16 protein-coding genes and 1 pseudogene are annotated in these 20,898 nt (G+C 40.5%); 5 read left to right on the forward strand and 12 right to left on the reverse strand.

Translation table 11 applies throughout. From position 1 onward, the window contains the following. Positions 1-72 precede the first annotated feature (72 nt). Together NPUN_RS17530 and NPUN_RS17535 are read left to right on the forward strand one after the other, a co-directional pair. Positions 73-945 (forward strand): SDR family oxidoreductase, encoded by an 873-nt coding sequence (locus tag NPUN_RS17530; RefSeq protein ID WP_041566257.1) that lies wholly within the window; start codon positions 73-75, stop codon positions 943-945. Positions 946-1,177: 232 nt separating this feature from the next. Next, complete coding sequence (locus NPUN_RS17535; RefSeq protein ID WP_012409850.1) at positions 1,178-1,435, forward strand: hypothetical protein; 258 nt, start codon at positions 1,178-1,180, stop codon at positions 1,433-1,435. Positions 1,436-1,502: 67 nt separating this feature from the next. Here NPUN_RS17535 and NPUN_RS39225 read toward each other — a convergent pair. Further along, positions 1,503-2,040 (reverse strand): annotated as a pseudogene (locus NPUN_RS39225) (magnesium transporter); the annotation flags it as partial. A gap of 1,236 nt (positions 2,041-3,276) precedes the next feature. On the opposite strand from NPUN_RS39225, the gene NPUN_RS37765 reads away from it, so the two are divergent. Next, on the forward strand, positions 3,277-6,765 hold the full coding sequence (locus NPUN_RS37765) for a PA14 domain-containing protein (protein ID WP_012409851.1): 3,489 nt from the start codon (positions 3,277-3,279) through the stop codon (positions 6,763-6,765). A gap of 161 nt (positions 6,766-6,926) precedes the next feature. On the opposite strand, the gene NPUN_RS17550 is transcribed toward NPUN_RS37765, so the two are convergent. From NPUN_RS17550 to NPUN_RS17570, 5 genes are all read right to left on the reverse strand, one after another. After that, the gene (locus NPUN_RS17550) at positions 6,927-8,477 is read right to left on the reverse strand and encodes a mercuric reductase (RefSeq protein WP_012409852.1); all 1,551 of its coding nucleotides are present in this window, start codon (positions 8,475-8,477) and stop codon (positions 6,927-6,929) included. Between the two features lie 250 nt (positions 8,478-8,727). Beyond that, positions 8,728-9,498 (reverse strand): TVP38/TMEM64 family protein, encoded by a 771-nt coding sequence (locus tag NPUN_RS17555; protein WP_012409853.1) that lies wholly within the window; start codon positions 9,496-9,498, stop codon positions 8,728-8,730. Next, positions 9,467-10,225 carry a TVP38/TMEM64 family protein gene (locus tag NPUN_RS17560; protein WP_041566259.1) on the reverse strand — a complete coding sequence of 253 codons (759 nt, stop codon included), beginning with the start codon at positions 10,223-10,225 and terminating at the stop codon, positions 9,467-9,469. The genes NPUN_RS17555 and NPUN_RS17560 overlap by 32 nt, the downstream gene beginning before the upstream one ends. Before the next feature lie 141 nt (positions 10,226-10,366). Continuing rightward, positions 10,367-11,077, reverse strand: a complete 711-nt coding sequence (locus tag NPUN_RS17565; RefSeq protein WP_012409855.1) for a TIGR04283 family arsenosugar biosynthesis glycosyltransferase — start codon at positions 11,075-11,077, stop codon at positions 10,367-10,369. Continuing rightward, entirely contained in the window at positions 11,074-11,475 is a 402-nt protein-coding gene (locus NPUN_RS17570) for a CU044_2847 family protein (RefSeq protein WP_012409856.1), read from the reverse strand. The genes NPUN_RS17565 and NPUN_RS17570 overlap by 4 nt, the downstream gene beginning before the upstream one ends. Positions 11,476-11,611: 136 nt before the next feature. Here NPUN_RS17570 and NPUN_RS17575 point away from each other — a divergent pair, with 136 nt between their 5' ends. Next, a complete protein-coding gene (locus NPUN_RS17575) occupies positions 11,612-14,386 on the forward strand; it encodes an nSTAND1 domain-containing NTPase (protein ID WP_012409857.1) in 2,775 nt (924 codons plus the stop codon). A gap of 140 nt (positions 14,387-14,526) precedes the next feature. Here the strand turns inward: NPUN_RS17575 and NPUN_RS17580 are convergent, their stop codons facing one another. The 3 genes from NPUN_RS17580 to NPUN_RS17590 form a co-directional block, all read right to left on the reverse strand. Further along, positions 14,527-14,757: a hypothetical protein gene (locus NPUN_RS17580; protein WP_148220340.1), complete on the reverse strand. Its 231-nt coding sequence runs from the start codon at positions 14,755-14,757 to the stop codon at positions 14,527-14,529. 198 nt (positions 14,758-14,955) lie between these two features. Further along, positions 14,956-15,543: a DUF2808 domain-containing protein gene (locus tag NPUN_RS17585; RefSeq protein WP_012409858.1), complete on the reverse strand. Its 588-nt coding sequence runs from the start codon at positions 15,541-15,543 to the stop codon at positions 14,956-14,958. Positions 15,544-15,565: 22 nt separating this feature from the next. Next, positions 15,566-16,003 (reverse strand): DoxX family protein, encoded by a 438-nt coding sequence (locus NPUN_RS17590; protein WP_012409859.1) that lies wholly within the window; start codon positions 16,001-16,003, stop codon positions 15,566-15,568. Positions 16,004-16,347: 344 nt separating this feature from the next. Between NPUN_RS17590 and NPUN_RS17595 the strand changes: the two genes are divergently transcribed. Beyond that, entirely contained in the window at positions 16,348-18,522 is a 2,175-nt protein-coding gene (locus NPUN_RS17595; protein WP_012409860.1) for a DEAD/DEAH box helicase, read from the forward strand. A gap of 60 nt (positions 18,523-18,582) precedes the next feature. On the opposite strand, the gene NPUN_RS17600 is transcribed toward NPUN_RS17595, so the two are convergent. The 3 genes from NPUN_RS17600 to NPUN_RS37770 form a co-directional block, all read right to left on the reverse strand. Then, on the reverse strand, positions 18,583-19,461 hold the full coding sequence (locus NPUN_RS17600) for an SMP-30/gluconolactonase/LRE family protein (RefSeq protein WP_012409861.1): 879 nt from the start codon (positions 19,459-19,461) through the stop codon (positions 18,583-18,585). A gap of 112 nt (positions 19,462-19,573) precedes the next feature. After that, positions 19,574-20,068 carry an SMI1/KNR4 family protein gene (locus NPUN_RS39230; protein ID WP_083782416.1) on the reverse strand — a complete coding sequence of 165 codons (495 nt, stop codon included), beginning with the start codon at positions 20,066-20,068 and terminating at the stop codon, positions 19,574-19,576. Positions 20,069-20,425: 357 nt separating this feature from the next. After that, positions 20,426-20,887 (reverse strand): hypothetical protein, encoded by a 462-nt coding sequence (locus NPUN_RS37770; RefSeq protein ID WP_052304628.1) that lies wholly within the window; start codon positions 20,885-20,887, stop codon positions 20,426-20,428. Positions 20,888-20,898: the final 11 nt, after the last annotated feature.

A 20,898-nucleotide genomic window follows, 5' to 3' on the forward strand; every position in this document is an offset into this window, starting at 1 on the left:
TTGAAAATGGCTAATGAGAAAGATGGGGGTAATAAATGCCCAATTCAATATTCAATTACCAAGAAAAAACCTATGGCTAAATCAAAAGAGAAAAAAGAGCAAACATTGCAACCACCACAGCAGCAAGAAGTTCCAGGTGTTGAATCAGAAATGACACCAAAACCGAAAGCAGATGATGCCCAGTATCGGGGTAGTGGTAAGTTGCAAGATAAAGTAGCATTGATTACGGGTGCAGATAGTGGTATTGGTCGTGCTGTAGCGATCGCATTTGCTAAAGAAGGTGCAGATGTTGCTATCCTTTACCTAAATGAACACGACGATGCCAAAGAAACAAAACATCTGGTAGAAAAACAAGGTCGTCGTGCAGTAACTATCGCAGGCGATATTGGCGATGAAACTTTTTGTCAGCAAGCTATCCAACAAACAGTTGGTGAGTTTGGCAAACTCGATATTCTCATCAACAACGCTGCCGAACAACATCCTAAACAAAGTATTGAAGAAATCACTAAAGAACAATTAGAGCGAACTTTCCGCACTAATATCTTCTCAATGTTTTTTATGACTAAAGCTGCACTCAAGCATTTGCAAACAGGCAGTGCTATCATCAATACCACATCGGTAACAGCTTATAAAGGTAGCCCACAACTGCTAGATTATTCTTCTACAAAAGGTGCGATCGTTGCTTTTACCCGCTCCTTATCACAAAATTTGGTTTCAAAAGGAATTCGCGTTAATGCTGTCGCACCAGGACCAATTTGGACACCTTTAATTCCCTCAACGTTCCCAGAAGAGAAAGTTGAGAGTTTTGGGAAACAAGTACCAATGCAACGAGCCGGACAGCCAGAAGAAGTTGCTCCTAGCTATGTATTTCTAGCATCTGATGATGCTTCTTATGTCTCTGGACAAGTGCTGCACGTAAATGGTGGCGAAGTAGTCAATGGCTAATTAAAAAAGTTAGGATTTAGAAGTCATAGAATTTAGAATTTTATATTTTTCCTTGAATTCCAAATTCAAAAACTAAAGTTATCAGAGTTAAAAATTCTAACCTATTAACTTCTAACTCCTAACTTTTTACGTCTAACTCTACCCTCATTGTCTTCCATTAGAGGGATGAGTAAAAATTGAAATATTGATAGTCTATTCAGCAGCGTACATTTAAGAGATAATAACTACGTCTATGGCATCTCCTACACCACTATATGGCACAGAACTAGTAGATTGTGCTAGAGCAAATGCCAAGCAAGGAATTGAAACTGCTGCTTATCAATGTGGCTATGGTCAAGACCTCAACAAATTTGCCCGCGAACTCAGACAAGCTTGTGAAGAAATGAATTTACAAGTAAAAGAACTCAGTGGATTAATTACTGAACAGGACATGATACTGCAATTGGGTACTGGCGAAATTGTTGCTCCGGTGACGGAATCAGAATTGTAAAAATTAGTCATTTGTCGTTTGTAGTTTGTTATTCACTAATGACCAATGACTACCTTCATAACTTTAAAATCAATGCCGGATCTAAACGGAGGTAGCGAAATAGAAACGGCAGTGCTGAACCAGGGATAGAAGCTAAAACAGAAATAGCTACCAGGCTAGCGCAGCGATCGCTACTTCTAATCGCTTTTGCAGAAAGTAAGCCTAGAAAGTAGCGATCGCACCTAACATTCCTCCTAATAATGCCCCAGCGTAGATGGAAAGCGCCTTGTCGTCGTCAGACATCGTTTCTCGGTCAACTACCTGCAATGTGCCAAGCGATCGCATTTCATCGATGTTCATCCCTCCAATCACCACTGTAGAAGACTGGTCACCCACATCAACACCAGCACCAGTCAGCAAAGGGATAAACGCCGCCAGTGTCACCACTTTTGTTAAAATTTTCTCTTGCGACTTCATAATTGTTCCCGTAATGGTGTATTGGTTATAAGTAAAACCAACAACCAATACAACCCGCTTCTGAGCAATTTCTAATAAATTCATCTGCAAATAGTTGTCGCCCCCGACTGCACACTACCACCCAAGGCATAGATATCTTCGGTGGTTTCTTATTGTTTTCAATCAGCTTGAACAGTTCCCACTTGCCCTTAGTCTAAAGGAAAGTGGGAATGTTCAACTTCAAATTTGTAATTTTTCTAAGTTTGAGTAAATTAAAAACTTTTGTAAATTAACGAAAAAGTTAGGGTTTTGGACGTTGATAAGTCCTTGCATTCAGCGTCGTACCCTTACGAGGAGAGTCTCATAGCCATTCGCTGGATAATCCACCTAAAACAGGTTTACTCGAAAAGCACGATAATCAGCAAATTACAGCAGATTGTGTTCCCTAGCTTAAATGCATGACTGATAAAGCTTTTACAAAACTTTTCGCTTCACTGACTAGCTTATTAGCACTATATCTCTCCTATTTCTTATAACAAAAATATGAATTAACAGTCAAGATAAAGCATAGATAAATATTACTTTTTCAAATCTTTAAGTAGTACAATTTTTCTTTATACAATTTTCATGTAATTAATAACTATGGGGCTAGAAAACATGGGATCATTCCCTATATTGGGAATTTTTATTTAAAAATCATTAAAACTTTTATATTCCTTTAAAAAGGTATACAGCAATGTGAAATTTTAAATAAAGTTCTATAAAAAACATAGACATAACACCGTGATATAGTGTCCAATGTGTAGTTGATCAATCTAATGGCACTACTTAAGTACCCGCATGTAGAATATAACCTTCGACTACTTAAGCATTTATCTCATATCCTGGTTTTGCTTTGTCTCAACTTTATGTAACTGCATATTAGTTAGGTTAAAAGCTCTTAAGAGAAGTTACTTATAATTTTTAATTAAATTCACCAAAGTGAATTTAATTAAAAATCATAAGCTTGTCGCAAAAAAACGATTTATAAAGACTATTACACCCTTGCGATAATTAATATCTAGTATTTCTTGTAGTACCAATTCTTTTATATAATCTACTATCAAAGAATATATATAAAGGTACATCAGGTCATGCTCGTTCATTTTGAGATTGATACAAATAGACAGCCCATTAGAAAGGGATATGAGCTAAAGAGCATATATAAAAGAAATAGTTTCTATCAGTAATTAAAAGAGAATATTACATGCAACAAACATACTAATAAGGAAATTTACTGCTATCTTATTAATATGTTTACAGCTAGTAAAATTACGCATTTTTTGTTGGAAATACCCATTCTCAAACTAGTTTCACAGCATTAATTATGGAATTAGTTTTAGAACTATTGTGAGGCATATATTTCAATGAATGAGTTACAGAATCAAAATCCTACGGTGGTAGCACCTGTAAATAGCGATCCATCTCTACAAACCCTTGATCAGACGCTACCAAGTAGTTCTCCTCGGGCTAGCGCCAGTGTGCTTTCTCAGGGAGATGGACTCAAAGCAGAGTACTACGACAACATCGACTTCACCAACCTGAAGGTAACTCGTACAGATGCGACGGTGAACAATGACTGGGGTTATGGTTCTCCAGATCCGACCGTTGGTGCAGATACCTTCTCAGCACGTTGGACAGGTCAGGTGCAAGCCAAGTACAGCGAGACTTACAACTTCTATACCACGGCTGATGATGGTGTGCGACTCTGGGTGAATGGTCAGCAAATCATCAATCAATTTGTTAATCAATCTGCCACTGAATCTGTCGGCTCGATCGCACTAGTTGCAGGTCAGAAGTACGATATTAAGCTTGAATACTTCGAAAATACTGTCACTGCCGTTTCCAAGTTGGCTTGGTCGAGTGCTAATCAGACCAAAGAAATCATTCCTCAGTCACAACTTTATAGTCAAAGCGCCGGACCTGCTATTGGCAACGGCAACGGACTCAAAGCAGAGTACTACGACAACATCGACTTCACCAACCTGAAGGTAACTCGTACAGATGCGACGGTGAACAATGACTGGGGTTATGGTTCTCCAGATCCGACCGTTGGTGCAGATACCTTCTCAGCACGTTGGACAGGTCAGGTGCAAGCCAAGTACAGTGAGACTTACAACTTCTATACCACGGCTGATGATGGTGTGCGACTCTGGGTGAATGGTCAGCAAATCATCAATCAATTTGTCAATCAATCTGCCACTGAATCTGTCGGCTCGATCGCACTAGTTGCAGGTCAGAAGTATGATATTAAGCTTGAATACTTCGAAAATACTGTCACTGCCGTTTCCAAGTTGGCTTGGTCAAGTGCTACTCAGACCAAAGAAATCATTCCTCAGTCACAACTTTATAGTCAAAGCGCCGGACCTGCTATTGGCAACGGCAACGGACTCAAAGCAGAGTACTACGACAACATCGACTTCACCAACCTGAAGGTAACTCGTACAGATGCGACGGTGAACAATGACTGGGGTTATGGTTCTCCAGATCCGACCGTTGGTGCAGATACCTTCTCAGCACGTTGGACAGGTCAGGTGCAAGCCAAGTACAGTGAGACTTACAACTTCTATACCACGGCTGATGATGGTGTGCGACTCTGGGTGAATGGTCAGCAAATCATCAATCAATTTGTCAATCAATCTGCCACTGAATCTGTCGGCTCGATCGCACTAGTTGCAGGTCAGAAGTATGATATTAAGCTTGAATACTTCGAAAATACTGTCACTGCCGTTTCCAAGTTGGCTTGGTCAAGTGCTACTCAGACCAAAGAAATCATTCCTCAGTCACAACTGTATTCACCACTTCTTCAGGCCACAATTACATTAGGATCGTCTTCCACAACTGTGAACGAAGGCGCTGGTAATGTTAACATAACTTTGCTCAGGACTGGTGATTTAAGCAGCACATCTTCAATCAAGTATGCAACCCTAGCTGGTACTGCCACAGCAGGAGTTGACTACGGAAGTGATGGCACCGAAAGCGCTGGCACAATTATTTTTGCGCCGGGGGAAAGTAGCAGACAGGTATCAATTCAGATCAATGACGATTCATCTACAGAAGTGGATGAAACCTTTAGTTTTGTTATCGATCAGCCAGGGGGAGCAACACTAGGGCTCCAAAGAACTCTCGGAATTACGATTCAAGATAACGATCGCTCTGGCATCGATTTTAGTGCGCCAGTAGTTAATGAGGGTGCTGGTACAGCTACGGTGATAGCTACACGAGGTAACACTGTAGGGGCTGCTAGTGTCAACTACACAACAGTGGATGGAACTGCTAAAGCTGGATCTGACTACCAAAGTAAATCTGGAACCTTGAGTTTTATAGCAGGACAAAGCCAGCAAAACATTATTATCCCCATTATTAATGACAACGTTGGGGAATCAAATGAAACATTTACTTTGAACTTCAGTAATGCAATTGGAGTCCAACTAACTAATCAACAGACAAATATTACGATTCTTGATGATGACTCTGGTAAGTTTGCTTTAGATACGGTAGCTTCTGGTTTGAATCAACCCACAGCTTTTGACTGGACAGCTGACCAAAAGCGGATGTTCGTTGCCCAGAAAAATGGGGTCGTGCGAGTCTTAGACAACGGCAAATTATTAGCAACACCATTTATCGATATTTCTGGACAGGTAAATGACACGCGCGATCGCGGTCTTTTAGGCATTGCCGTACATCCAGATTTTGGCAAAAGTCCAACAGGCAACAACTATGTTTACCTCTTGTATACTTACGATCCACCAGAAACTAATCCAAACAACCCTAAGAACAATGCCAATAGCACATTGGACAATCCCGATCAGAATGGGAATCGGACTGCACAGCTAATTCGGGTAACAGCTGACCCCAAAACGAATTACACTACTGCCATTGCTGGCAGCCAATTTGTCCTACTGGGTACTAATGCCACTTGGAATAATATTAGTCATCCAGATGGAAATAGCACAAATGTCTCACTTGGCTACGCACCATCAGGAATTCTCAACAAAGATACTGGTAAGCCGTTTACTAGCTTGCAGGATTATCTCAATAATCTCGATAAAGTTCAAAATATCCAGAATTTTATAGCCAACGATAGTGAATCTCACTCAGTTGGTGCTGTGCGCTTTGGGACCGATGGTTCTCTGTTTGTGAGCTTAGGGGACGGGACTTCTTACAATGGGATAGATCCGCGAGCAATTCGCGTTCAGGATATCGATAATCTGTCCGGCAAGATCCTGCATATTGATGCTATTACTGGTCAAGGTTTATCAAGTAATCCTTTCTACAACGGCGATCCCAATAGCAATCGTTCCAAGGTCTATAACTTAGGTCTGCGTAACCCCTTCCGTTTCACAATTGATAAGAAGACCAATACCCCTGTTATGGGTGATGTTGGCTTTGATACTTACGAAGAGGTCAACGTCGGAAAACCAGGAGCTAACTTTGGCTGGCCGTTCTATGAAGGAGGTCTTGATGCGAATGGCAACATCGTCAGCCTGCAACAACCAAAATATGCGACCCTAAATGCAGCAAAAGACTTTTATAGTAGTGGCAAAACTGTTACAGCACCAGTTTACACTTACAAGCATTTTAGTTCCAATTCAATTGTTTTAGGTGACTTTTACACAGGCAATACTTTCCCATCAATCTATCAAGGTGCGTTATTCGTAGGTGATTTCAGTCAAGGAACTATCGATGCTTTGAAATTTGATAGCCAGGGCAAACTTACCTCTGTTAAGCGGTTTGCTTCTCCAGCAGACACGCCAAATCTAGGAGTGCCTACACAAATCACCACTGGACTAGATGGCAATCTGTACTATGCAAACTTGACCGGGGGTGAAATCGATCGCTTCCGACCTGCTTAGAGATGACTTGAAGAAGGCAGGAGGCAGAAGGCAGGAGGCAGAAAGAAGGAAGTAAACTTTTTATGTCTGATTTTTTGAATCCTGTACTTCATACCTCATTTACTTGAAAACTGCTGTATCAATTATCAGTGAACAGTTATTCGATTGTTCACTGATTTTTATTAAGATAACTTAGTCAAAAATCCCAACAATTTTTTGGTATTTGATGTTAAAAGTGTGCGGCGATAAGCATCAGCTGCTTTTTTAATCGCTTCAGCTTGAGTGGGATAAGGATGAATTACACTGCTTAACTTACTCAAACCAAGCTTATTCACCATTGCTGTAGTCACTTCTGAAATCATCTCACCTGCGTGACTAGAGACAATAGTTGCACCGATTATTTCATCAGACCCCTTTTTATGGTGGATTTTCAGAAATCCTGATTCTTCACCATCTGCGATCGCTCGGTCTACACTACTAAAAGGTATTTTGATTGTCGTCACCTCAATACCCAATTTCTGCGCCTCGTGTTCGTACATCCCCACGTGGGCAATTTCTGGGTCAGTATAAGTTACCCACGGCATTACCAAACTACTGAGTTTCGAGCGTCCTATGCCAAAGGGAGAGAACAGAGTATTTTTAATTACAATTCGCGCCGCAGCATCAGCAGCATGGGTAAATTTCCAGTTCATGCAGATATCGCCAGCTGCATAAATTTTGGGATTGGTCGTCTGGAGATAATCATTTACCTTCACACCTTGGTGCTTGTCGTATTCTACACCCACAGCTTCTAAATTTAGATTTTCGACATTTGGCGATCGCCCCGCACCGACTAAAATTTCATCTACTGTCACCGAATCTCGATGACTATTAGAAGAAAAGTAAAGCCGTTTCCCTTCAGTAACAGTTACTACTTCTTCTAATTTGGAATTCAACACTACGCGAATTCCTTCCCTAATCAAAACCTTTTGCAGAATTTCAGCAGCTTCAGCGTCTTCTTTATTCAGAAGATGAGAACCGCTATGGAAAAGTACCACCTCAGAACCCAAGCGCCGGAAAGCTTGCGCCAATTCGCAACCAATGGGGCCGCCACCAATCACCGCTAAACGTTCCGGTCGTTGAATCAGCGAAAAAACCGTCTCATTCGTTAGATAACCCGCCTTTTCAATCCCCGGAATCGATAGTTGTGCGGCTCTTGCGCCAGTAGCAATTACAGCTTTTTTAAACCGCAGGGTTTTGCCGCCAACTTCCACGGTATTCTTACTCGCAAATCGACCGCTACCCAAAAATACATCGACACCCAACTTTTGAAACCGCTCCGCTGAGTCATTAGGGCTGATATCAGCCCTGATTCGCCGCATCCTTGCCATGACTTTGGGAAAATCAACATCTATATTATGTTGGGGAATATTAACTCCCAAGTCTTTAGCATCCCAGATTTCGCCAACTACACGGGCAGACCGAATAATAGTTTTAGATGGTACGCAACCAACATTTAAGCAATCTCCACCCATGAGATGCTTTTCAATTAACGCCACTTTTAAACCCAAATCTAGACCCGCAGCACCCGCTGCCACAACTAATCCCGCCGTACCAGCCCCAATTACTACCAAATCATAAACATCTGCGGGTTGAGGATTAACCCAGTTTGGCGGATGGACGTAAGACACCAACTTTTGGTTATACTCATCCGTTGGGCGAACCGTGACTCTCTCTAAATCTGAATTGGTCATTGGCGAAACCTCTTTTAAGAATTGAAAATGCTAAAGTCAACTACCTTTAGGAGGAATTAAAAATTAATAATCCTGATAAATTTAGGTGGCTCAGTCTCTTATTTTTTATGTTTGTTTAATAATAAATACAGCCTTTGAATTGTTTTGTCCGTTTGGGAATTGACAGATACGATTAAAGTTTTCCTGTATAAACGTTTCAACAATCAATAATTTACAGCAATTTGCTATTGAATAGCCCACAGTGGAGTACCTACAATTCCTCTTCTAAAGCTTTGCGTGCAATCCGGGTTACATAAACTGTAACGGCTACTGTCGCAATCAAACCCAAAATCCGAATTGCCCATTGTAAAGTTGGGTTAGTAAGTTGAGCTTCGGTGCCAATCATGGCAAGATTACTTGCAAGGGAACCTATATAAACGTACATAATGGTTCCGGGAATCATGCCTAGAGAGCCGATGAAGTAATCTTTAAGTGAAACTCCTGTGATGCCAAAGGCATAGTTGAGCAAATTGAAAGGAAATATCGGGGATAGTCGCGTTAACAGGACAATTTTTAATCCTTCTTTACCTACCGCTTCGTCAATGGCGGCAAATTTTTTGTTATCCGCGATTTTACCAGCAACCCAGTTTCTTGCTAAATAACGTCCTACAAGGAAAGCAGCAGTAGCGCCAAGGGTTGCACCGACAAATACGTAGATAGAACCCCAAACTGCACCAAAAATTACACCCGCTCCCAAGGTGAGAATAGAACCTGGGAAAAAAGCGACGGTGGCGATAATATAAAGGGCAATAAAAGCTATGGCTCCCAACGCACCCAGGCTATCAATCCACTGCAACGAGTCCCGTAAAATGGTTTGAGGATTGAAATAATTTGGATTTGCAGATTCTTCTGCTAAAGCCGCGTCTGTGTTTAATGCGAAAGCACTCGCCAATATCAATAATATTAATCCTAGGCTAAAAAACTTTTGGAAGTTTCTGGCTTCAATACTTTTAAATATCTGAATGATTGTTAGTTTTTTCATGGGTTGTGATTTCTTCTACTGCCACACTTTGAGCTAATGCTTTCTGAGCAATTTTTGTGATATACACAGTTACAGCAACGGTAGCAATCAACCCAACTACTCGCATTATCCATTGCCAGGCTTGAGTTTCTGGGGTAATTGGTTGATGAGATGTGTTAATCATGGCAAGATTACCAGCTAACGAACCAATATAAACGTACATCAAAGTACCGGGAATAATGCCGAAGGAACCTAATATATAGTCTTTGAGAGAAACCTGTGTGACTCCAAAAGCATAATTTAATAAATTGAAAGGAAAAATGGGACAAAGACGAGTCAACAAGACAATTTTCCATCCCTCTTTGGCAACTGCTAAATCAATCGCTTTAAATTTAGGATGTTTTTCCATTTGTCGAGAAACCCAATCGCGCGAAAGGTAGCGTCCAATAATAAAAGCTAAAGTTGCTCCGACCATTGCAGCAATTAACACATATATTGACCCCCAAAATACTCCAAACAGACAACCGCCTTTAAGTGTTAGGAGGGAACCGGGGATAAACAGTAATGTTGCCAAGTTGTAAATGACTATGTAAGCGATAGGCCCTAAAACTCCAAGACTCTCAACCCAAATGACTGATGCCTGTAAAAGTCCCTGAAAGTTTAACTGTTTAGCAGCAATTATGAGAGTGGCAATCAGGCAACTTAAGAGTAGTAGTTTGAGTTTGGAATTTAATACAGACTTCCTCATTTTTATAAGTTTTATCTTTAAAATCTGAAAGTTCATGTTCAAAACCTAAAGCTTCATGTTCAGAACCTCAAACTTCGTGTTCAGAACCTTAACACTTCAAATCCAATGCCCTTAAGATATATTACTTACATGAGAAACAGCTTAAATCCTCTTAAATTTTTCTTGGCGATACCAGCGACAAATTCGCTCAGGTGAAACGCCGAGTAAATAAGCAATAATTACTATTTGATTAAGTAGCGTAGTTTTAAACACTCCCTTTTGTAACCATCTACGGGCTGAGGTAACAACTGGTGTGGGAATAATTACAATCCGTCCGATGCGTTTTAAACGACGCATGAGTTCAAAGTCTTCCATGATAGGCAATTCAGGAAAACCGCCAATTTGTTGAAATACTGCTTTTTTAGAAAAAATTGCTTGGTCGCCATAGGGCATTTGGTAAAAATGCGATCGCACATTTACTCCCCACTCCACCCATCGTAAACTTAAAAGTGGTGCATCAATTCGCAACTTAAATGCACCAGCCACAGTCCCAGGCTGTTGTAGCGCTGTGCAAATCATCTCATCAAACCCAGCAGGTAAAAGGGTATCTGCATGGAGAAACAGCAGAATTTCCCCACTAGCCGCTACAGCACCCGCGTTCATTTGCATAGCACGACCGGGAGATGATGAAATAATTTTGACATTTAAAGATTGAGCGATCGCTACAGTATCATCACTAGAGCCACCATCGACTACAATGACTTCTATATTTATACTGCCTTGAGTCGTAGCAATGGCTTTTTTAATATTCCCCGCTTCATTAATAGCCGGAATAATAATCGAAATTTTGGCTGCGTCAATACTCTCACTCATGATTGCTGAGTTTTCTTTTCCGGTTGGTCAGGAAACGAACACTCTACCGTTATCTTCAGATTACTTTCAGCCGTGCCTTTAGTAACATAAGGTATACCTGCTTCACCGCCAACTTTGATGCCAAATTCTAGAGTGACTTTATCAATATTAGCAACAGGGATTTTCTTAAAAGCATTGAGTGAATAAACAGTGTAAGCCCGAATTGTACCTTCAATTGCTTGGAAATTTTGGACTATCTGTTTTTGTGCAGCATCAGCATCCCATCCCTTATCAATTAGCGCTTCTTCTTCTCCCTCTGGAGTAACTTCGGTAATGACTGGTGGTGCATCTATATTATCTGTAGCCTCAATGTAAATAATCGTGCCATCTTCTAACTGAATAGGTGTGAGTTGAGCCATAGGATTAAATCTCGCCTAAAAGAATTGCGTCTAAGGTAGCCCAGCGGTGCTTATCTACAAAATTTTACGGAAAATGCGGTAAATTTCTTGTAGAAGCTGGAAATAATTCGGCACAACTATCATAGGGCTTTGCAGGATGAGTCGAGACGCTTTGGTGGTGGGAATTAATACGTATGACTGCTTAAAGAGTCTCAACGCACCAGCTGCCGATGGTGAAGCGATCGCTCAAATCTTACAACAATATGGTGAATTTCGGGTAACGCGGCTCCCAGCAGTCAAAGACAAGGAAAATGAGACGATTCGCATTGGTAAGCAAACTAAAGTTAGTTTAACTCAGTTAGAAAGAGCGATCGTCCAATTATTTAAACCAGATGGGAAGCCACCAGACACAGCGTTGCTGTATTTTTCTGGTCATGGGTTACGGAAAAATTTAGGAATTCAGGAAGGTTTTTTAGCAACGAGTGAAGTCAACCCCGATGCGGGTAATTGGGGATTATCTTTGCAATGGCTGCGGCGACTGCTGCAAGAAAGTGAGGTAAGACAACAAATTGTAATTTTGGATTGCTGCTATAGCGGAGAGGTGCTAAATTTTGCAGAGGCAGATCCAGGCGATCGGGGTAAAGGTAGAGACAGGTGTTTTATTGCGGCTTCTCGTGATTTTGAAGTAGCTTTTGAAGAGATTAACAGCCAACACAGCGTCCTAACCGCCGCACTGCTGAAAGGTTTGGAACCAAAACAAGACCGTTGGGTAAGTAACTACACTTTAGTAGACTTGCTCAATCAAGAACATCACCCGTTCCCGCAGCGTCCCATTTTTGCTAACTCTGGTGAAGCAATTAATCTCACCCGCAAATGGAATTCCTCTCCTGTTAACTCCACAGTACAAGTATCAGCTATTTGTCCTTACAAAGGCTTGTCTTATTTTGATTGCACAGAAGCAGATGCCAACTTATTTTATGGCAGAACAGCGTTAACCGACGAATTATTAGAAAAAGTGCGATCGGGTAATTTCCTCGCTGTGTTGGGAGCATCAGGAAGTGGCAAATCTAGTGTTGTCAGAGCCGGTTTACTTTATCAATTAAAGTTAGGACATAGGTTATCAGGTAGCGATACTTGGCAGTTAAAAATATTTCGACCAGGGATTAACCCCTTACAAAATTTAGCACTGGCATTTGTAGAATCAGAATTATCAGATATTGACCGAGCCTCACAGTTAGCGAAAGCTGAAGAATTAATAGCTAGAGGTGCAGTTGGTTTAGGACAGTTGATTACTGCTGCACAAACTCAGCGCTTAGTGCTAGTGGTAGACCAATTTGAGGAAGCTTTTACTCAATGTCAAGACATTACAAAACGACAGCAGTTTTTTGAATGTGTGCTAGGTGCTTTGCAACGGGATGACAAGAAACTCTGCTTAATAATTACAATGCGGGCTGATTTTTTTAGTAAATGTCTGGAACAAGAGTATGGCGGACTTGCTAAGAAAATTCAAGAGCATTTAGTAACAGTAACACCGATGAATCGGGAGGAATTAGAAACAGCAATTATCAAACCTGCCCAACAGGTGAACTTAGCAGTAGAACCGGAATTAGTTTCTCAGATGATTGCAGATGTAAAAAATTCACCGGGGAGTTTACCGTTGTTGCAATACACGCTGACAGAACTATGGCAGCAAAGAACCGAAGAACGGTTAACCTTGACTACCTATAGCAAACTAGGTGGAGTCAGGGGAACCCTGCAAACACGCGCTACAGAAGTTTATGAGTCATTATCACTTGAGGAACAGCAAGCAACAAAGCGGATTTTTTTAGAATTGACGCAGTTGGGAGAAGGAACAGAAGATACACGCAGACAGGTTGTGCAACGAGATTTAGTTACTTCCCAGTATCCAGAAATTGTGATTCATAGAATAATTCAACGGTTAGCTGATGAAAAGCTAGTTGTTACCAGTACCTTATCTAATCAAATTGCTGTGGTAGATGTGGCACATGAAGCACTGATTCGCCATTGGCCGCTATTACGCAAATGGATTGAGGAAAGTCGGGACATACTGCGACAAAAGCGGAAAATTGAAGCGGCAGCTATTGAATGGCGATATAGGCGAAGAGTTAAGGATTATCTCTTTCAGGGGAAGCGGTTAAGAGAAGTAGAAGATTTTCAGAAGCAACAAACTGAGAACTTAAGATTATCTGACCTAGCTATTGAGTTTATTCAAGCAAGTGTCAGACAAAGACGGAATAATCGCTTTCGGTCAATTGCTTTTTTCTTAATTATCCCACTGGGTTTATCAGTATATGTGGGCATAGTTATTGAGAAACCGATTAGGATAAACCAGCTTTGGCAAACTGTTGATGCTGCTAGAGAAAAGAGGGATAGTCAGGCAAGAATTCAAGCACTTGAAAAACTAGTCCAAGCTGGTGAGAGTCTAGCTAATAAAGATTTCAGCAATGCCAACCTCAGCGATGCCAACCTCGAGAATGCCAACCTCAGCGATGCCAACCTCGAGAATGCCAACCTCAGCGATGCCAACCTCGAGAATGCCAACCTCAGCGATGCCAACCTTAGCGGTGCAACCCTCTGGAGTGTAAACCTCATCGGTGCAAACCTCAGTAATGCTGAACTTGGCCAGGGTTTCCTTAGCTTTGACCGCTTCCTCAGTCGTAGTTCCGACCTCAGCAATTCCAACCTCAGCAATGCCAACCTCGAGGATGCCAACCTCGTCAATGTGAACTTCAGCGGTGCCAACCTCAAGGGTGCAAACCTCTGGCGTGCAAACCTCTCGGGTGCCGACTTTAGGGGTGCCAAAAACCTGACTCCTGATCAATTTAAACTCACTGATTTTAGGTCGCAGTCTGCGAGATATGACAAGGATTTTCGTGCCAAGCTCGGTTTACCACCAGAACCAGCTAAGTGAATACTTTGGGTTGCGTTCTTACTTCTATCCAATCCGGCAATGCAACTTTCCGCAAACTTTTTCTACATTATTATTCGACTAAAAGTACTTGTTTTGCAGTCTTCTTTGCGTCTATAGGCAAAACAAAAAGATTTATTTGTCTAAGCGAGCAAGTTCAGAGATTGCTTTGCTGGCAATGAGTTTTTATAATTAAGCGATCGCATCGCAACGAACCCTGGAGTCACTACCGCCAACCCTGAAGCCACTACCTTCAACCCTGGAACCACTCCCGTCAACCTTGTAACCACTTCCGTCAACCCTGTAACCACTCCCGTCAACCTTGTAACCACTCCCGTCAACCTTGTAACCGCTCCCGTCAGCCCTGTAACCACTCCCGTCAACCCTGCATTTAATCTGAAAAAATGGCATCAAAGAGCGATCGCTATTTTTCCTTGCTAGTCATAGGTATTTCAAGCTACCGACTGAATATCTTCTAGATTATCCCAAACTTCTGCAAGCGATGTATACCGACAAGTCAACTTAACGTGAAATGGGCAGTTAGAAACCTCGTCTACACAAACTCGTGGTATTTACGGAAACCACCAGTTGCTTCTATTGCTATAAAACTGAAATCGTCCAAAGCCGAGAAATTGTCCGTGGGATTTCTCGCCTACCGGGAATGCTGTTACACCTAGTAAGTAGACACCAGAAAAGCTGGGATTACTCACAGGACGCAGGGCGATTGTCACTGTTTGTCCAGGAGTGACAGGCGGATCAAAATTCACAGTAACGGTTCGTGTGTCGCGTTCGTCTGTGACTGGGCCTAGTGTTAGCCGAGATTCTTTGCGTAGGCGTAGCCCGCCGTAGGCATCGCTCTTTCCGACAAAGGCACGGGTATCATTAAGATTGTAGCGGATGTTCTCTGTTCCCTCCCTTTGTGCGATCGTTACCTTCTGGAGAGATTCTCCAGCATTTTCCGGCAGGTTGATAGTGAAATAGTAAGTTCCACCCCAAACATTCACATCTTTATAAGTAGTAGTTGCATTCACAAGTTTCGGCGGTTGGACAAAGTAGACTGTACCATCTCTAAGCTGCACCGCTTGAGTTACCGGAAGCGTTGCTCCCCCAATACCAATTGCGAACGAAAGTGTTATCCCAAATAAAGTTGCAATACGCATAATTCAAATATAAAAAACCCACTCATTTCAATTTTAATTCTTTGGGAATGAGTGATTTGGGAATGATGGAAGCTTGTTTTTCCCAATCAGAAGATTTCGTGTACCACCAAGCCCAAGTAATTAAAACTGCTTGTAAGGGAAGCCTGACTACGTGTACCCAAGGTGAATTTGGTATATGTTCAATCTTAATCAGATTAACCGCCATATTAATATTGGCAGGGTAAACAGCAATAAAAAGAGCAAGAAGTCCCCAAGCAGCAGCTTGACTTACAGGCGGGACTAATAAGCCGATACCACCCAAAATTTCATAAAAGCCACTGAGATAAACTAATCCTAAAGGGTAGGGTAGTTGTGGCGGCACAATTTTGACATATTCTCCTGGAACAACAAAGTGTGTCACCCCAACCACAATGATTGATATAGCAAGAACTACACGTAATATTTCCTTATACTTATTCATGGTTTTGCCTGATTATATACTTGTCTCTATTATTTCAGTTTGATTTATAGATGTTAATCTGTCTTGAGTCAACAGGAGGAAAATCGGCAAAACTTTTCAAAATACCATTTAATTAGCCCTTTCAAGCTGACTGGTAAAATCTCTTTTTTCTCTTTGTGTCCTCCGCGTCTCTGCGGTTCAAAGGTCTCTACACAGAGTAAAGAGCTTAAAGAGGAATTTTATTGACAAAAATTTTTACCCACCTTGAAAGGGCTAGTCCTATATATAATTAAGAGATTTATTTAATTGCCCATCATATCTTACAGATACGCGACCGGTTCTTTAATCCAATTATTCATAGAAAAATGAGTGATGCTTTTAGCCGACTTTCACCCTTCATCCAAGAATATATTTATCATCATCAGTGGACTGAATTACGACCAGTCCAAATTGCCGCTTGTAAAGTTATATTTGACACCGATGCTCATTTACTAGTTACTGCTGCAACTGCTGCCGGTAAAACAGAAGCAGCTTTTCTACCAATTTTGACTTTATTACATACCAACCCTGCTACTACCATCGGCGCATTATATATTAGTCCAATCAAAGCTTTAATTAATGATCAATTTGAGCGCCTCAACTACTTACTCAAAGAAGCAGATATTCCAGTTTGGCACTGGCATGGTGACGTTTCTCAAAGTCGAAAAAACAAACTTTTAAATAATCCTCAAGGAATTCTACAAATTACACCAGAATCTCTAGAAAGTTTGTTAATCAACAAAAATAACGACCTCCTTCGCTTATTTGGTGATTTAAGGTTTGTCATCATTGATGAGATTCACGCCTTTATGGGTTCAGAACGCGGCTGTCAAATTATTTGCCAATTACAACGTTTAGCAAAGTTGACGCAAAAGCAACCGCGCCGTATTGGTTTGTCAGCAACTCTTGGTGATTACTCACTAGCTGAAAATTGGTTGAGTTCAGGAACAGATAAGTCAGTGATTACACCTCAAACTGACGGCATAAAACGCCAAATCAAACTAGCTGTAGAACATTTTTATATTAGTGATGAAGTAGATGAATCAGAAGCAACAGCTTATGAAAAATATATTTTTAACCTCAGCAAATCTCGCAAATGTCTGATATTTGCTAATAATCGCACGCGTACTGAATCTGTAATTGCATCTTTGCGACAAATTGCCACAGAACAAGGACTACCAGATATATATCATGTGCATCATGGGAGTATATCTGCTAGCTTGCGGCAAGCTGCTGAAAATGCGATGCGTGAACCCAACAATCCAGCAGTTACGGCCGCCACTCTGACTTTAGAATTAGGCATAGATATCGGTCATTTAGAGCGAGTTATTCAGTTAGAATCACCCTTATCTGTAGCTAGCTTTTTACAGCGCTTAGGACGTAGTGGCAGAAGAGGTGAAGCTGCTGATATGCGCTTTATCTGTGCTGAAGAGAAACCATTATCAGAAGCTTCTCTACCAGAGCAAATACCCTGGCAGTTGTTACAGTCTATCGCTATCATTCAACTGTACTTAGAGGAGCAATGGATTGAACCAATTAGACCGATTAAATATCCTTTGAGTTTGCTTTATCATCAGACAATGAGTATTTTAACAGCAACAGGAGAACTTTCACCTAATGCTTTAGCTAAACAAATTTTTAGTCTACCGCCCTTTGCTGCTATTTCCAAAGAAGATTTCCAATTATTGCTTCGTTATTTGATTGATATTGGTCATATTCAGCATACTGAGAAAGGTAAATTAATCCTGGGTTTAATAGGAGAAAAGATTGTAAGAAAATTTCAGTTTTATGCTGTCTTTGCTGAACAACAAGAATATATTGTTAAGCAAGGTGCAACGCAAATTGGCAGTATTGTCACGCCGCCTGCTGTTGGCAATCAATTTGCTTTAGCTGGGAGAACTTGGCAAGTAGTAGAAGTTGACTTTAAAAAGAAAGCAATTTTTGTTAAACAAGCCGAGGGGAAAGCTAGTATTTATTGGCGTGGGAGTGGTGGCACTATTCATACCAAAGTTTTACAACGAATGCAACAAGTTTTATTTGAGAATGTCGAGTACAGCTACTTGCAAAAAAATGCTTTGCAACGTTTACGTGAGGTTCGCCATTTGGCGCAGCAGGTTGGATTAGATAAACAAAATATCTTAGAATTGGAAAAAGGTAAATGCTGCATTTTTCCCTGGATGGGTACAGTTGCTTATCGCACCTTAGAAAGATTACTAAACTCCTACTGTCGAGAATCATTGGAAATTACAAGTATTGGTGGAGTAAATCCTTATTATTTAACAGTTAAATTAGCCAAGGATAAATTTAAACATCTTTATCCTGAAATTGCTTCATTGTGTGAGCAAAGAATTACTTCAGAAGATTTGCTCAGTACTTCAGAAGCACCGGAAATTCAAAAATACGATCGATTTATTCCTCATCCACTTTTACGAAAAGCTTTTGCTAGCGATTCTTTAGATATGAGAGAACTCAAACAGCAAGTGTCGTTGTGGAGAGAATAAACAATAGTAGATGCACAAATCTATGATTCCCTACTATATAGTTAGATTAGCTGAAAATTGCTATAATTCCTCAAAAGCATAAGTAGGTAATCCAGTAACATCAGTTTGGAGAGCAAACAAATCACCAGAGTAGAAACTTTTTTCGATCTCTGCTTGGCTTAGTCCAACTGAAGCAGTGGTAATGTAGAGTGTTTGCAAATCCTCGCCCCCAAAAGTACAGCTACTTGGCACTTGCACAGGTAGCTTTATCCGCAATATCTCTTCACCCTTGGGGTTGAAACGAATCACACACCATCCATTCCACATAGCTGACCAAATATGTCCTTCACTGTCTATTGTCAACCCATCTGGGTAGAAAGATTCATGAGTTAAATCAACAAAAATCCGACGATTAGTAATATTTCCTGTTATTGAATTAAAGTCGTAAGCATATATTTTTTGTTGATGAGAATCTGTTAAGTAAAATATTTTTCGATCGGGACTCCATCCCAGACCATTAGAAATAGTCAATCCCGTTTCCATTACATGCAATGAACCATCATTGTCATAGCGATAGAGGCTAGCCTGGGGTTTTTCCAAAGAACACATTGAACCGAACCAAAAACGTCCTTGAGGGTCACATTTACCATCATTGAGGCGGTTATCTGGCAGATTTCCCTCAATTTCTAAAATGGGGGTAATTACACCTGTCCGGGTGTTGAGAAATGCCAGGTGATGACGCAGCGCGATAATTAATCTATCTGCACCTGCTGTTGCGATCGCACCTACTACATCTCCCACATCAAAAAACAAGTCTTTCCCTGTAGCAGGATTGAACTGATGTACACGATGGTTGTAGATATCAACCCAGTAAATTACGTTTTGGGTAGAATCCCAGATGGGGCCTTCACCCAAACGGGCACGGGCTTCTAGAACATTGTGGAGTGGATATTGTACCATAAGCAATTAATTTAAATATTAAATTAAAGTATACATCTTTACCCAATGTCAACTCAATCTCTACTATTAAGTTCTTGGTTTAACTTATAACAAATGGATTTTATGTGTTTTATCATTCTTTTGATTCTAAACCATTTTGATAATAATAATTTGGATTGAAATTTACTATAATTTTTTCTTCCAAATCATAATTACATTCCAGATACCTATCTTCATCCAAAAAATAAGCATTTTGTTTATAGCATTCCGTAATTATTAAAATAAAATCTTTAATACTTTGACAAATTACATATAAAACATCATCTTTAGGAGTCCATACAACTGATCGATCGTCTGACAAAGTTCTGACGCAATAGTAATCACCTCCGCTACCACGTAAAAAAGGAATCATATCTGGCTGCCATCCCCAACAGTCTGGATCTTTATGTACGCTATGCAAAAGATTTATAACGCTATCTACTTTATCAATTTCGATTAAATCGTACCCAGGAAGTAAATCTGTAGGAAAATCAAAATTATTAGGACGTTCAAAACAACATCCCTTAACACATGAATATATAGCGATTAAATCTTCAGTAATTGGATGGGTTGTAATGCTATTCTGAATTTCATCATCGAGTAGACCTTTTTTTTAAACAGCAATGTATCCAGGTCTTTGATTTTCGATAATTTTTAGGAGATTTATGAAATATTGTTGAATATTTTCGCGATCGTTCATCTTCAAATATATCTGTACTTCACAAAATTGCAGAAAAAATATTTACAACATATTTATAACACCTCCTCCTTTTTATTCAAGTTCAGGGTCTGTATACCATTTCCGAAATTCCCAGTACCATTCATTAGCTTGGTCATTTGCTTCAATCCACTCTGGTAAAGTATCTGAGTCAATATGCCAATCACTTTGCCTACTTTGGTAACGAACTATGTAACCTCTGGGTAAAATCTTCCAGTAAGTTGCTTGTCAAGGTTCCAGCATATCCCAAACCTCTGTCCCTGAAATATGAACCACGGCACATACGTAACAATCGACGTTAAGAAATTTTTCTATAAATTTGCGATCGGGACTTACTATTTCTGATACAGATATTTCACCAGGGCTACAACCAAGACGCTGCGTATAATAATGGTTCCAGTCAGGATGATTAGCTTTACTATCTTGGGTGTACCAAATTTTGATTGGCACATTGGTAAATGCTTCTACCATCATCATTATTTTCCCTGCCAACACTGTTTTTTGCTCAGATAGCGCTTTCAATTTTTTTCGTAATTCTTCCAGTGTTGACCCGTCTGCTATCCACACTGCACCAAACTTTTGATATATTGGTTGCCACTGTAGTGGTATTTTACTTACCGATGGTGTTGCCTGGATTTTTTCAATTACTTGCTCAAACACTTGTGCAAATAATTCTGCTGGTAATTTCATCAACCTTTACG

The organism is Nostoc punctiforme PCC 73102 (assembly GCF_000020025.1).
Taxonomy (GTDB): Bacteria; Cyanobacteriota; Cyanobacteriia; order Cyanobacteriales; family Nostocaceae; genus Nostoc; species Nostoc punctiforme.